Consider the following 13,293-nt stretch of genomic DNA (forward strand, 5'->3'; position numbering starts at 1 on the left):
TATATTAATTCAGGCAGCTCGAGTATTGTTCTGACAACTGAGTTATAAATTTCATATAACTGTCTTTATTCAATACAATGCCGCTTCCCAATGGGTCAAGTGTTCCAATACGTACATCAGTACCTTTTGCAACGGCATGAATGACGGCTGGCCTGAATTGAGGCTCAGCAAAAATACACTTCGCTTTTTGCTCAACCAATTGTGTTCGTATGTTATGTAATCTCTGCGCACCGGGTTGTATTTCAGGGTTCACAGTAAAAACACCCAATGGTGTCAACTTATAATGTTTTTCAAAGTAGCCATAAGCGTCATGAAAAACGAAATACCCCTTTCCTAACGCGGGTTTTAGCATATCTGTAATATTCTTGTCAGTTTGTACAAGCTGTCCATTGAATTTACGTAGGTTTACTTCTAATTGTTGCTTATGTTGAGGATATCGCTCGACAAGACGGGTATATATCGCCTGAGCCGCCTTCTGTGCAATGTTTGATGATAACCAAATATGCATATTATATTGGCCATGATGATGATGTTCGTGATCTGTTTCATGTTTATGCTGATTCGATTCAACTGAATCATGTTTATCTTCGCTATTTTTCAGTAATAAAGGTTTGATGGTAGGTAAATCAGCCAATTCCAGTTGTTTATTTTGTGCAATTTTCTCTATTGGCTTCGCTAAAAATGTTTCCATATCCGGGCCAATCCAGACAACCAAATCCGCCTGATCAAGTTTGCGGATATCCGAAGGCCTTAAAGCGTAATCATGTGGAGAGGCGCCATCAGGCAAAAGTACCTGCGTCTCTGTTACACCATCAGCAATAGCTGCGGCAATAAAGCCCAGAGGACGAATAGATGTAACAACATCCGCCTGTGCAGAATAATTAATACCCGCTGCCAGCACAGAAATCAGAGCTGTCTGACGAAAAAATGTATGCGCGTATCTTTGTGGTTTGTGTAACATATTATGAATATCCCATGCATAGAATCGAAAAATGTTATATTATAACATTCCAATGATTCTGCAAGACACTTTTAACATGCCTGTTATGTAACATGCCAATTATGATCACCCTGAAAAACATTACGGTTAAGTTTGGTAGCCGCACGGTATTAAACAATATTTCTTTCAGCCTTACACAAGGTAAGATCCTGACGTTAATCGGTCCAAATGGAGCCGGTAAATCAACGTTAGTACGCATTGTTCTAGGATTAATTCGTCCTACTTCCGGTGTCATTGAGCACAACCAAACACTAAGGATAGGATACGTTCCACAAAAATTAAATCTTGACCCTACTCTTCCTTTGACTGTTAAACGTTTCATGATGCTTAAACCAGGGGTTAAATCAGCCGATATTACCCCTGTTTTAGAGCGAGTCAAAGCTGCTCATTTATTGCAGCAACCCATGCAAAAACTATCAGGAGGAGAAACTCAACGAGTTTTGCTCGCCAGAGCATTACTCAATCATCCTCAACTGCTGGTTCTCGATGAACCGACACAAGGTGTGGATGTGAATGGTCAATTAGCACTTTATGATTTAATTAATCAAATCAGAACAGAACTAAATTGCGCTGTCCTTATGGTATCGCATGACCTGCACTTGGTGATGGCGAAAACAGACGAGGTTTTATGCCTTAATCAACACATTTGCTGTTCAGGTACCCCAGAAGTGGTATCCATGCATCCGGAATTTATTGCCATGTTTGGTCACCGCGGTGCCGAACAACTGGCAGTTTATCGCCATCATCATAATCATCATCACGATTTAAGAGGGAAAATTATTTTGAAAAAGGGTGGAGAGCCTCGCTAATGATCGAACTACTATTTCCGGGCTGGCTGGCCGGAGTTTTATTGGCGATTGCCGCAGGGCCTCTTGGCTCTTTTGTTGTCTGGCGCAGAATGTCCTATTTTGGCGATACACTGGCCCATGCTTCGCTGCTTGGGGTGGCATTCGGCTTTCTGTTAGATGTGAATCCGTTTTATGCGGTGATTGCAGTGACACTGATACTGGCTGTTATTCTGGTCTGGCTGGAAAAACGCCCACAATTAGCCGTTGATACATTACTGGGTATTATGGCCCATAGCGCATTATCACTGGGTTTAGTCGTTGTCAGCTTTATGAGCGGCATCCGAGTTGATCTGATGGCTTATTTGTTCGGTGACCTACTTTCTGTAACGTATGAAGACCTATGGCTGATTACGGCAGGTGTTGTTATTGTGGCTGGATTACTGGCATGGCAATGGCGTGCTTTACTGTCGATGACCGTCAGCCAGGATCTGGCTTTCGTTGATGGAGTTAATATTCAGCGGTTACGTGTATTGTTGATGCTGGTCACTGCACTGACTATCGGGCTGGCAATGAAATTCGTCGGAGCGCTGATAATCACTTCTTTACTTATTATCCCGGCAGCTACTGCTCGTCGTTTTGCTCGCACACCTGAACAAATGGCAATTTGTGCGATTGGTATAGGTATGTTTTCCGTTACCGGCGGATTGACTTTATCCGCGTTTTATAACACACCAGCAGGGCCTTCTGTTGTGCTTTGTGCTGCGGTATTATTTGCTTTAAGTTTAACTTGTAAGGCAAAAAGTTAATTTTTTAATCAAATAAATAGTTGGGTCATAATTTTAATAATTATGGCCCTTTTATTAGGCTTTAATAATTATGGCCCTTTTATTATGGCTTTAATAATTATGGGACTTTTTATCTAAGCCAAAATTGCTCATGATATCAATTTATTGATTAACCAGAGACAGCGACATTGAATTATAAAGCAGTAATAATGTCGCTATATAAAAGATTTAACAAATAGTCTTAATATTGATGCTAGTAGCATGATCAGATGTTATTAACTCTTCATCACACAGTCACGCAGCGAACTTATCGTAATATGAAGTTCCTGCTGGCGACTCTGCCAATCTTCCTCATTTCCACTCAAATAAGCCTTCCTCGCATCAGCCAAGACTGTGGATTGAATAGCGGGAAGGCGTGCCACCGCCCAGTCAGCAGCAATATCCTTAGGAACAAACTCTCCGGTAACTAACGTTCTCCACATACGCGCCAGCGTTAACAAAACATTACGTTCGTCTCCCTCTAAGGTCTCAATTAACCCCGGCAGAACATCTTTAATAGCCCGACGAATCTCTGACTTTGGAATAACTGGAAGTAGATCGCTTGCAGGCGGGCCAATCAGAGGGATCGCTTCCTGTCGTGACTGAGCCAACACTAAAGTCAGTTCCGGATCACAAACAGGTTTAAGCATTTTTCCTTCTTCATATTGATGACGTAGCCATTCGCCATACATGAACTCACTTCGGGCTGGATAATGCGATGCTCTCAGATCAGTGCACAGGAAAACAATCAGTTCAACCGGACGACGTCCATCAGGATCAGAAGGATATCGGCCCGATATCAGCATTAAATCAGTAGCAAGACATTCCCGGATTTCAGACGTCAGCGGTTTATTAATGACTACCAGTAAATCTACGTCACTGTTTGGGCGAAGACCTCCTGCAACAGCCGATCCATGAAGGTAAACAGCCACCAGCGACCCTGCTAATCTCCTCTGGAGGATTAACAATGCATTATCTGCTTCAGGAGGAATAATCATTAACGTAATTTTTACTCGTTTTCTTTGCTCAAGCCAAAATGCCGATAAGCATGGTTGGTTGCTATTCGGCCCCGGGGTGTACGCTGGATAAAACCCTGCTGAATAAGAAAAGGTTCCAGAACATCTTCTATGGTTTCCCGCTCTTCACCAATAGCTGCGGCGATATTATCCAAACCAACCGGGCCGCCCATAAATTTATCAATAATGGCAACCAGTAATTTGCGGTCAAGATAATCAAAACCCGCTGAATCCACATTCAGCATATCAAGGGCTTTAGCGGCGATATCATTGTCAACTGAACCATCGCCTTTTACCTGAGCAAAGTCACGTACCCGCCGCAACAAACGGTTTGTAATACGCGGAGTTCCACGGGAACGCATGGCAATTTGCCTTGCCCCATCATCTGAAATATCCAATCCCATATAACGGGCACTACGGGAAACGATACTTTGCAGATCATCGACGTTATAAAACTCAAGGCGCTGGACGATACCGAATCGATCACGCAAAGGAGAAGTTAAAGAGCCTGCGCGGGTTGTAGCGCCGACTAATGTAAACGGAGGCAAATCAATCTTGATTGAACGGGCAGCCGGCCCTTCTCCAATCATGATATCCAACTGATAGTCTTCCATCGCCGGATAAAGAATTTCTTCTACAACTGGAGATAAACGATGGATTTCGTCAATAAACAGAACGTCATGGGGTTCAAGATTCGTCAGCATCGCAGCGAGATCACCCGCTTTTTCCAATACTGGCCCTGAAGTTGTACGCAGATTCACACCCATTTCGTTAGCAACAATATTCGCCAGCGTAGTTTTACCCAATCCTGGAGGGCCAAAAATCAGCAGGTGATCTAACGCATCCCCCCTCTGCCGTGCAGCCTGAATAAAAATCTCCATTTGCTCACAGACATGGGGCTGACCAACATACTCAGATAAGAATTTTGGCCTGATAGCGCGATCAACCGCCTCATCATCTTGCAGAACTTCTGCTGAAACCAGACGATCAGCTTCAATCATCACTTAACTCCTGCAATTACAGAGCCGCACGAAGCGCTTCTCGGATAAGGGTTTCACAATCTGCGCCCGGTTTAGCCACTTTGCTGACCATCCGGCTTGCTTCTTGTGGTTTATATCCCAGTGAAACCAGAGCTGCCGCAGCTTCTGCTTCAATATCAGCATCGGAATTAGCCGGTTGTGTTGCTGCTGGCAAATTAATATCGCTATTTTGATTGAACAGATCGCCATTAAGCCCTTTAAAACGATCTTTCATTTCTACGACTAATCTTTCCGCTGTTTTTTTACCAACTCCCGGTAACTTAACCAGAGAAGAAATAGCCTCCTGCTCAATAGCAGTAACAAATTGCTGAGCAGACATACCAGAAAGGATCGCCAGTGCCAGTTTTGGCCCGACGCCATTAACTTTAATCAGTTCACGGAAAAGGGCACGCTCTTGCTTATCATTAAACCCATATAGTAGTTGAGCATCTTCCCGCACAATGAACTGAGTGAATAATATGGCTTCCTGACCAATTTCAGGTAGTTCATAGAAGCAGGTCATTGGCATATGAACTTCATAACCTACACCATTCGTTTCTAACAAAACCAGTGGTGGCTGTTTTTCCAATACAGTTCCTCTCAAACGCCCTATCACTACTTACCCCCTGAAAATAAAAATAAATGATTCGATAAAGCTTATAGCATAAAAAAAGCTGGATGCATATCCAGCCAAAACAATTGAAAGGTTATTTCAGACGCCCTCGCGCTAAATTTAACCTCGCATTGCCCATACGGAGTAAATTCTGGCTCATATGACAATGGGTAATCGCAATCGCTAAAGCATCTGCCGCATCGGCCTGCGGATTGGCTGATAATTTCAGCATTGAACGAACCATATGCTGAACCTGACTTTTATCTGCTGCGCCGGTGCCCACAACCGTTTGTTTCACCTGACGTGCTGCATACTCAAATACAGGAATGGATTCATTAACTGCCGCAACAATAGCGACACCACGCGCCTGCCCAAGTTTTAAGGCTGAATCTGCATTTTTCGCCATAAAAACTTGCTCTATTGCGAAAGCATCAGGTTGGAATTGAGTGATTATTTCAGCAACACCTGCATATATTCGCTGTAAACGACCGGGAAGATCATCAACTTTTGTCCGGATACAACCGCTGCCAAGATAAATAAGCTGTCGTCCCTGCTGGCGGATAACACCATACCCTGTCACTCTGGAACCAGGGTCTATACCAAGAATAACCGCCATGCTGTTTATTCACCTGTTGTATGGAATAAAAACTATGGAATAAAAACTATGGAATAAAGAAATCCGGAATAAGAATGCATGAAATAAAAACGTTAGAGAAAGTGCCCTGACATGAGGTGCACTTTCTCTACGCTGTGAACCCTAATGTTAATTACAGCAAGGCTGCAACTTCATCAGAAATTTCACCATTGTGATAAACTTCCTGAACATCGTCAGAATCTTCAAGCATATCAATCAGACGCAGTAATTTAGGTGCAGTTTCTGCATCCAGTTCTGCTTTCGTCGATGGGATCATGGAAACTTCGGCAGAATCAGCCTTGAAACCCGCTGCATCCAGCGCATCTTTAACTTCACCAAAACTCTCTGGTGTAGTATAGACATCAATCGCACCATCATCATAAGTTTCAACATCATCAGCGCCTGCTTCCAAAGCCGCTTCCATCACAGCATCTTCATCCAGACCCGGCGCATAGGAAATAACACCCTTTTTGGTGAACAGATAAGCAACAGAACCATCCGTACCCAAATTACCGCCTGTTTTGGTGAATGCGTGACGAACATCGGAAACTGTACGGTTACGGTTATCACTCAGGCACTCAACCATTACAGCTGTACCACCCGGGCCATAACCTTCATAAATGATGGTTTCCATGTTATCTGACTCGTCATTACCCACACCACGGGCAATAGCACGGTTTAAGGTATCACGAGTCATGTTATTGGACAGTGCCTTGTCAATCGCCGCGCGAAGACGTGGGTTAGAATCAGGATCACCGCCACCCAAACGTGCCGCAGTGACTAACTCACGGATAATTTTAGTGAAAATTTTACCGCGTTTTGCATCCTGCGCCGCTTTACGGTGCTTCGTATTGGCCCACTTACTATGACCTGCCATGAAAATATCTCCGATAAAACGTCTGTGCCCTTCATCATTCAGTTTACCTGTTTTATCTCCGGTAGACTGAAATCTGTCAGGTTTAGCAGACTAAATAACAAACTCTTCAATTGCCTGCTGATTGCTCCATGACTTAGTCAGGCTGGCCGCTTTTTCCACTGCCAGCCACTGATAAGCCAGATGCTCTGTCAACAGGATCTCGCACTCCCCGGGCAACGGCAACAAAAACCAGTGTTCTTTGTTCCGTGTTACCCCGGGAGCATATCGATAACGTAAATGTGAGAAGATCTCATAATAGAGGCTGCGCTGACAATCCATCAGTTCAAGATTGGCACTGACAATATCAATCCCGATCTCTTCCTGTACTTCACGCAACGCTGCTTCATACGGCTTTTCGTTCTCTTCGAGGCTCCCCGTAACGGATTGCCAGAAATCAGGATCATCGCGCCGTTGTAACATCAGCACCCTTTTGCTGTCGGCAGCATAAATAACAACCAGTACAGATTCAGGGCGCTTGTAATCCATTATTCGCTCTCTTTTTTAGTAACCGAAATAGCTAACTCTTCCAGTGCTGCCGAACTTGCGTAACCCGGTGCTTCAGTCATCAGACATGCTGCTGCGGTTGTTTTCGGGAATGCAATCACATCACGAATATTATCAGTATCCGTCAGCAACATAACGAGGCGATCCAGACCAAAAGCCAGCCCTGCATGAGGAGGCGTGCCATATTTCAGGGCATTCAGAAGGAAACCGAATTTTTCCTGTTGCTCTTCTTCGGTGATACCCAGAATACGGAATACCGCCTGCTGCATTTCATTACGATGGATACGTACTGAACCACCACCCACTTCGTAGCCATTGATCACCATATCATATGCATTAGCAATAGCAGATTCAGGGTTACTTTCCAGCTCTTTGGCAGACATATCGCATGGGGAAGTAAATGGATGGTGCATTGCAGCCAGACCACCTTCTCCATCGCCTTCAAACATTGGGAAATCAACAACCCAAAGCGGTTTCCAGCTGGTCAGGTCAGTCAGGTTCAGGTCACGACCCACTTTCAGACGCAGTGCGCCCATGGCATCGGTAACGATATTTTTCTGGTCAGCACCGAAGAACAGAATATCACCGTCTTGTGCATGAGTACGGGATAACAAGCCCTCAACCACTTCTGCGGACAGGAACTTGGCAATCGGGCTTTGAACACCTTCCAGACCAGCGGCACGGTTATTAACCTTCATCCATGCCAATCCTTTCGCACCATAAATCCCGACAAACTTGCCGTATTCATCAATCTGTTTGCGGCTCAGCTCAGCGCCACCCGGTACACGAATGGTTGCTACACGTCCTTTAGGGTTATTTGCGGGTTCAGCAAAAACAGCAAATTCAACGTCTTTAACCAAATCAGCAACATCAACCAATTCCAGCGGGTTACGCAGATCTGGTTTGTCCGAACCAAAGCGGCGCATAGCTTCAGCGAACGTCATGATAGGGAAAGTCCCCAAATCGACACCACGAATTTCCAGCCACAGTTCACGGATCATTTTTTCCATGATTTCGCGAACCTGCTCAGCGGTCATAAATGAAGTTTCAACATCAATCTGAGTGAATTCTGGCTGACGATCAGCACGCAGGTCTTCATCACGGAAACATTTGACGATTTGATAATAACGGTCAAAACCGGACATCATCAGCAATTGCTTGAACAACTGTGGAGACTGAGGCAGTGCATAAAACTTGCCTTTATGTACACGGCTTGGTACCAGATAATCCCGCGCACCTTCCGGTGTTGCTTTAGTCAGCATCGGAGTTTCCACATCCAGAAAACCGGCATCATCCATAAAGTGACGGACAAAACTCGTGATTTTTGCCCGGGTTTTGAAACGCTGAGACATTTCCGTACGACGCAGATCAAGATAGCGATATTTCAGACGCTGTTCTTCACTGTTGTTTTGGTTGCTATCCAGTGGTAATGGCTCTGAACGGTTGAAGATTTCAAGACTTTCAGCAAAAACTTCAATTTCCCCTGTCGCCATATCTTTATTGATCTGGCTGTCAGGACGGGCGCGCACAATACCGGTAATTTGAATACAAAACTCATTACGCAGTTCAGAAGCCTGAGCAAATGCGTCTTTTCTATCCGGATCAAAAAATACCTGAACGATACCTTCACGATCTCGCATATCAATAAAAATAAGACCACCCAAATCACGACGGCGGTTTACCCAACCTGATAAAGTCACTTTTTGGCCTTCATGGGCCCGGCTCAACTGCCCACAATAATTAGTACGCATACAATATCCTTTTACTCAGCTCGTTATGCATTCTGCTGCGGAAATTTTGGCATTGTTCTTTTAGGAAGAATTGTCAAAAAAGGAAGCCATTATACTGGAAATTCTATCTGGAGATAAGGCTATAACACGCTTCATGACAAGACAATTTTCACAATCAGATAAACCAAATCCAATTTATCATTAAATATGATGATTTATAGCGACAGTTTTACTTTTGAGGTTTATCATCAGTAAGCCGTTTTTGGGTTAGGCAATGGAGTTAGAAATGGTTAGCTCACTTTATATTGTATTGGGCGCACTATTGTTAATTAAACTGTCTCTTGATGTGATTAAATTAAGAACACAGTATCAGGTTGCATATGGTGATGGCGGTTTTTACGAATTACAAACAGCGATTCGCGTTCATGGTAATGCTGTTGAATATATTCCTATTTCCTTACTTCTGTTATTAGTCATGGAAATGAATGGAGCAACAGTCTGGATGCTGCATATTTGCGGAATATTACTACTTGCTGGCAGGTTATTGCATTTCTATGGCCTAAAGCAGCGTGAACTCCGATGGCGGCGAATGGGTATGGGGGCGACCTTTATGTCAATGATCATAATGGTTGTTGCCAACATATATTATTTGCCCTGGGAGCCAATATTTTCTCCTTATTCGTAACCTGCCCCCGGATTGACTGATTATTAAAGAGGCCAATTATTCATTTCAATTGGCATCTTTACTACCTGATCTTACTGCTCAAAACAGTTCTGTTAGATTAGCACTTCCTGCCTTTTCCTGCATTCTGCTAGAATAGCCAATTCTTAATTGTTTCCAAAATCAATGTTGTTATGTCAAATCAAGATCCGCACAATCAACGGGACAGTCTGTTTTCTGCTCCAATCGCTAACTTAGGTGACTGGAGTTTTGATGAACGTGTTGCCGAAGTCTTTCCAGATATGGTGAAACGCTCCATTCCTGGTTACTCAAATATCATCTCCATGATAGGCATGTTGGCAAGCCGCTTTGTCACGCCGGACAGCCAGATTTATGATCTTGGTTGTTCCCTCGGTGCAGCCACTTTATCTATTCGCCGCAATATTGATGTTGACGGCTGCCGTATTATTGCTGTTGATAACTCACCGGCTATGGTCGAACGCTGCCGCCGTCATATTGATGCTTTCAAGGCAAAAACTCCCGTTGAAATCATCGAACAGGATATTCTTGATACCGACATTCAAAATGCTTCAATGGTGGTACTGAATTTCACATTGCAGTTTCTTCAACCGGATGACCGCCAGAAAATATTAAATAAAATTTATGCCGGACTAAAACCCGGGGGCGTTCTGGTTTTGTCTGAGAAGTTCAATTTTGAAGATCAGAACATTGGCGAGTTACTGTTCAGCATGCATCATGACTTCAAACGGGCTAATGGTTACAGTGAGCTGGAAATAAGTCAAAAACGCAGCATGCTGGAAAATGTCATGCGGACAGACTCTGTTGAGACCCATAAATCACGCCTGACACAAGCCGGTTTTCAGCATAGCGAAGTCTGGTTCCAGTGTTTCAATTTCGGTTCATTATTAGCTGTTAAAGGAGCCGAATAATGATCGATTTCGGGAATTTTTATCAATTAATTGCCAAAAACCACCTGAATCATTGGTTGGAATGCTTACCGGCACAATTAAACCATTGGCAGAAAGCCTCATTACACGGCCAATTCAGCTCATGGTTAAAGAATCTGGATAACTTGCCTGAAATTCAACCTTCTCACCTTGATCTGAAGCATGGTGTCATCGCCACACACATTCCCGAATTACCTGATGGTGAAAAGGCACGTATCCGCAATATCCTGAAAATCCTGATGCCCTGGCGCAAAGGACCTTTTTCGTTATACGGTGTTGAAATTGATACTGAATGGCGCTCTGACTGGAAATGGGATCGTGTTTTACCACATATCTCCCCTCTCGAAGGAAAAACCATACTTGATGTCGGTTGTGGCAGTGGTTATCACATGTGGCGTATGGTGGGTGAAGGTGCGGAGTTAGTTGTCGGTATCGATCCTACTCAACTTTTCCTTTGCCAGTTTGAAGCCGTCAGAAAACTCTTGGGTAATGACCAGCGAGCTCACCTGCTCCCACTGGGTATTGAACAGTTACCTGAATTAAAAGCGTTTGATACTGTCTTTTCCATGGGAGTGCTTTATCATCGTCGTTCACCTCTTGACCATTTGTGGCAGTTGAAAAATCAGTTAGTTTCAGGCGGCGAGCTGATTCTGGAAAGTTTAGTCATTGAAGGAGATGAATATCAATGCCTAATACCAGGTGAACGTTACGCGCAAATGCGCAATGTTTACTTTATTCCTTCAGCTGAAATGTTGAAAACTTGGCTGGAAAAATGTGGTTTTGTCGATGTCAGGATCGTTGATCAGGCCGTGACAACGACAGATGAGCAACGTCAGACAGAGTGGATGAAAACTGAATCTTTGGCTGATTTCCTTGACTCGTCAGATCAGCGCAAAACAATCGAAGGCTATCCGGCACCATTGCGCGCCGTTCTTATTGCACGCAAACCTTAAAACCTGAAAATTTAAATATTGATGTGTGAATTGCTCGTTATGGCAGTTCACACCTTCAATGTTCAGAGGTGATTTTAGCCGGGATTTAGTGATCAATCAGGATCATCACTCCTTTCATGGATTCTACTAACTCAGGATCGACACTATAATTCGTGTATTCCTCTATTTCACGGTCTTCGGAATTCATTCTTACACCAGCCTTACGGTAGACCATTTTAGAAGATACTATCTTACCTGCTGAGCTGTGCACTTCCTTCACTCCAATTTCTAAAAACTTACTAATATTACTGGCCCGGACACCCGCTCCCGGCATAATACTCGGGCCACGACTGGCCTGCGCCAATTCTTTTAATAAATGTAAGCCTAACTCTGCACTACTTTGCTGACCAGAAGTTAATATCCGCTTTACACCCAGTTCGGTCAGCTGCTCCAGCGTATACAGCGGATCACAACACATATCAAAAGCGCGATGGAACGTAACAGCCATATCTCCAGCCAAAGACATCAGTTGCCTCATGCGCAACATATCAACTTTCCCTTCTTCGTTCAAAATACCGAAAGAAACACCGGGAAACCCCATATCGCGGATAAAGGAAACATCATTTTTCATCGCTTCAAAATCGAATTTACTGTAGCAAAAATCCCCGCCTCTGGGCCGAACAATCGGGTGTACAGGAATAGATAAGCATTGCAATGCTTGTTTTAATATTCCCATACTGGGGGTCAGCCCCCCTTCCAATGGCCCTGCACACAATTCGATTCGATCAGCTCCTGCCTCTTGTGCAATAAGTGCACAATTTACGCTATAACAGCAAATTTCCAGTTTTAGCATTAACCTCTCCCCTGAATTCAAATCTGTCAATGCGTCATATACACTTCGTCTTTCAAGTCGCCTCTTTGTTGGCTGCACTCGCTCACCCCAGTCACATAGTTATCTATGCTCCCGGGGATTACTGAGAGGCTCCTACCTCTCACCGGAGGCCAGCCTTTGGCTGGGCAAATTCGTTCCCGACAAATTTGTCTCTCCCTTGCCGCCGTGACGCATCTTGAAATCCATTGTGTATAGATAGATTCGAAATATTTTATTGTCGAACTTATTAACTATGACAACTATTTTTCAAAATGACATATTGCAAATCACAAGAACAGAATTTTTTGCTGATAAATCGTTATGAAAAAGTCAATTTTGCTGATATGTCCGCATTTTTATCAAGATTAATAGATAGAAAAAGAATAATGCTTGATCACAGTGGCATTATCAGCTATTAGCTGCACAATTATAACAATCTGAACATCCACCAAGACAAATCCATTAGCTAAATATTTTCTAAATATCAGAGTATTAATCACATTTATATGACTCTTTATCAGCGCGATAATTGCCTGCACAGAGGCTCATATTTTGTTCAACCACTAATTCTTAAATTAAACAAGTATATTATGATAATTACTCATTAATTCTTTGTATTAGATAGTAATTATTAATATCTCTATTATTTTGGCGTAATAACAAACACATTATTTAACCGATTAAAATAGACAAAATAACGCGATGTTCGACTTTAACACTTTATAACGTTAGCTTGTTGAAGCCAGTCGCGTTGTCTTTTACCTTGTTTAAAATTAGCAAAAATGCCCAACGTATGAGAAAGCAGTTTTCTGGCTAT

Annotated in this window: 14 protein-coding genes and 1 pseudogene; 5 read left to right on the forward strand and 10 right to left on the reverse strand. The window is 43.4% G+C overall.

The window, feature by feature from the left end:
- Nucleotides 1–4: 4 nt before the first annotated feature.
- Nucleotides 5–961, reverse strand: a complete 957-nt coding sequence (znuA, locus tag AACX68_RS05855) for a zinc ABC transporter substrate-binding protein ZnuA (RefSeq protein WP_228858558.1) — start codon at nt 959–961, stop codon at nt 5–7.
- A gap of 92 nt (nt 962–1,053) precedes the next feature.
- Here znuA and znuC point away from each other — a divergent pair, with 92 nt between their 5' ends.
- Both znuC and znuB read left to right on the forward strand, forming a co-directional pair.
- Complete coding sequence (znuC, locus tag AACX68_RS05860; protein ID WP_228858559.1) at nt 1,054–1,809, forward strand: zinc ABC transporter ATP-binding protein ZnuC; 756 nt, start codon at nt 1,054–1,056, stop codon at nt 1,807–1,809.
- Nucleotides 1,809–2,594 (forward strand): zinc ABC transporter permease subunit ZnuB, encoded by a 786-nt coding sequence (gene znuB, locus AACX68_RS05865; protein ID WP_099110164.1) that lies wholly within the window; start codon nt 1,809–1,811, stop codon nt 2,592–2,594. The genes znuC and znuB overlap by 1 nt, the downstream gene beginning before the upstream one ends.
- 254 nt (nt 2,595–2,848) lie before the next feature.
- Here the strand turns inward: znuB and AACX68_RS05870 are convergent, their stop codons facing one another.
- The 7 genes from AACX68_RS05870 to aspS all read right to left on the reverse strand — a co-directional run bounded on the left by AACX68_RS05870 (nt 2,849) and on the right by aspS (nt 9,065).
- Nucleotides 2,849–3,610: an aminoglycoside adenylyltransferase family protein gene (locus AACX68_RS05870; protein ID WP_228858560.1), complete on the reverse strand. Its 762-nt coding sequence runs from the start codon at nt 3,608–3,610 to the stop codon at nt 2,849–2,851.
- Nucleotides 3,611–3,621: 11 nt separating this feature from the next.
- Nucleotides 3,622–4,629, reverse strand: a complete 1,008-nt coding sequence (ruvB, locus tag AACX68_RS05875; protein ID WP_228858561.1) for a Holliday junction branch migration DNA helicase RuvB — start codon at nt 4,627–4,629, stop codon at nt 3,622–3,624.
- A gap of 16 nt (nt 4,630–4,645) precedes the next feature.
- The gene (gene ruvA / locus AACX68_RS05880; protein WP_099110167.1) at nt 4,646–5,263 is read right to left on the reverse strand and encodes a Holliday junction branch migration protein RuvA; all 618 of its coding nucleotides are present in this window, start codon (nt 5,261–5,263) and stop codon (nt 4,646–4,648) included.
- Between the two features lie 91 nt (nt 5,264–5,354).
- The gene (gene ruvC, locus AACX68_RS05885) at nt 5,355–5,876 is read right to left on the reverse strand and encodes a crossover junction endodeoxyribonuclease RuvC (protein WP_228858562.1); all 522 of its coding nucleotides are present in this window, start codon (nt 5,874–5,876) and stop codon (nt 5,355–5,357) included.
- Between the two features lie 151 nt (nt 5,877–6,027).
- Nucleotides 6,028–6,771, reverse strand: a complete 744-nt coding sequence (locus AACX68_RS05890; protein WP_099110169.1) for a YebC/PmpR family DNA-binding transcriptional regulator — start codon at nt 6,769–6,771, stop codon at nt 6,028–6,030.
- 90 nt (nt 6,772–6,861) lie between these two features.
- Nucleotides 6,862–7,296, reverse strand: coding sequence for a dihydroneopterin triphosphate diphosphatase (nudB, locus tag AACX68_RS05895; RefSeq protein ID WP_228858563.1), 435 nt, complete (start codon nt 7,294–7,296; stop codon nt 6,862–6,864).
- Nucleotides 7,296–9,065: an aspartate--tRNA ligase gene (gene aspS, locus AACX68_RS05900; RefSeq protein WP_228858564.1), complete on the reverse strand. Its 1,770-nt coding sequence runs from the start codon at nt 9,063–9,065 to the stop codon at nt 7,296–7,298. Before aspS ends, nudB begins: the two co-directional genes overlap by 1 nt.
- Nucleotides 9,066–9,330: 265 nt before the next feature.
- On the opposite strand from aspS, the gene AACX68_RS05905 reads away from it, so the two are divergent.
- From AACX68_RS05905 to cmoB, 3 genes are all read left to right on the forward strand, one after another.
- Nucleotides 9,331–9,729: an MAPEG family protein gene (locus AACX68_RS05905; RefSeq protein WP_099110172.1), complete on the forward strand. Its 399-nt coding sequence runs from the start codon at nt 9,331–9,333 to the stop codon at nt 9,727–9,729.
- A gap of 170 nt (nt 9,730–9,899) precedes the next feature.
- Nucleotides 9,900–10,655 carry a carboxy-S-adenosyl-L-methionine synthase CmoA gene (gene cmoA, locus AACX68_RS05910; RefSeq protein ID WP_228858565.1) on the forward strand — a complete coding sequence of 252 codons (756 nt, stop codon included), beginning with the start codon at nt 9,900–9,902 and terminating at the stop codon, nt 10,653–10,655.
- Entirely contained in the window at nt 10,655–11,626 is a 972-nt protein-coding gene (gene cmoB / locus AACX68_RS05915) for a tRNA 5-methoxyuridine(34)/uridine 5-oxyacetic acid(34) synthase CmoB (protein ID WP_228858566.1), read from the forward strand. The genes cmoA and cmoB overlap by 1 nt, the downstream gene beginning before the upstream one ends.
- An 85-nt stretch (nt 11,627–11,711) precedes the next feature.
- Here cmoB and cutC read toward each other — a convergent pair whose 3' ends face one another.
- On the reverse strand, nt 11,712–12,458 hold the full coding sequence (gene cutC, locus AACX68_RS05920) for a copper homeostasis protein CutC (RefSeq protein ID WP_099110175.1): 747 nt from the start codon (nt 12,456–12,458) through the stop codon (nt 11,712–11,714).
- Nucleotides 12,459–13,188: 730 nt separating this feature from the next.
- Nucleotides 13,189–13,293 (reverse strand): annotated as a pseudogene (locus AACX68_RS20125) (IS982 family transposase); the annotation flags it as partial.

The sequence above is a fragment of the Xenorhabdus sp. PB61.4 genome (genome assembly GCF_963894935.1).
GTDB lineage: Bacteria > Pseudomonadota > Gammaproteobacteria > Enterobacterales > Enterobacteriaceae > Xenorhabdus > Xenorhabdus stockiae.

What these genes read in the sequence shown, in the direction of transcription:
- nudB (WP_228858563.1), bottom strand. Translation starts at nt 7,296, where the DNA reads ATGGATTACAAGCGCCCTGAATCTGTACTGGTTGTTATTTATGCTGCC.
- AACX68_RS05905 (WP_099110172.1), top strand. Translation starts at nt 9,331, where the DNA reads ATGGTTAGCTCACTTTATATTGTATTGGGCGCACTATTGTTAATTAAA.
- znuB (WP_099110164.1), top strand. Translation starts at nt 1,809, where the DNA reads ATGATCGAACTACTATTTCCGGGCTGGCTGGCCGGAGTTTTATTGGCG.
- aspS (WP_228858564.1), bottom strand. Translation starts at nt 9,065, where the DNA reads ATGCGTACTAATTATTGTGGGCAGTTGAGCCGGGCCCATGAAGGCCAA.
- AACX68_RS05890 (WP_099110169.1), bottom strand. Translation starts at nt 6,771, where the DNA reads ATGGCAGGTCATAGTAAGTGGGCCAATACGAAGCACCGTAAAGCGGCG.
- cmoA (WP_228858565.1), top strand. Translation starts at nt 9,900, where the DNA reads ATGTCAAATCAAGATCCGCACAATCAACGGGACAGTCTGTTTTCTGCT.
- cmoB (WP_228858566.1), top strand. Translation starts at nt 10,655, where the DNA reads ATGATCGATTTCGGGAATTTTTATCAATTAATTGCCAAAAACCACCTG.
- ruvB (WP_228858561.1), bottom strand. Translation starts at nt 4,629, where the DNA reads ATGATTGAAGCTGATCGTCTGGTTTCAGCAGAAGTTCTGCAAGATGAT.
- ruvC (WP_228858562.1), bottom strand. Translation starts at nt 5,876, where the DNA reads ATGGCGGTTATTCTTGGTATAGACCCTGGTTCCAGAGTGACAGGGTAT.
- znuA (WP_228858558.1), bottom strand. Translation starts at nt 961, where the DNA reads ATGTTACACAAACCACAAAGATACGCGCATACATTTTTTCGTCAGACA.
- cutC (WP_099110175.1), bottom strand. Translation starts at nt 12,458, where the DNA reads ATGCTAAAACTGGAAATTTGCTGTTATAGCGTAAATTGTGCACTTATT.
- AACX68_RS05870 (WP_228858560.1), bottom strand. Translation starts at nt 3,610, where the DNA reads ATGATTATTCCTCCTGAAGCAGATAATGCATTGTTAATCCTCCAGAGG.
- znuC (WP_228858559.1), top strand. Translation starts at nt 1,054, where the DNA reads ATGCCAATTATGATCACCCTGAAAAACATTACGGTTAAGTTTGGTAGC.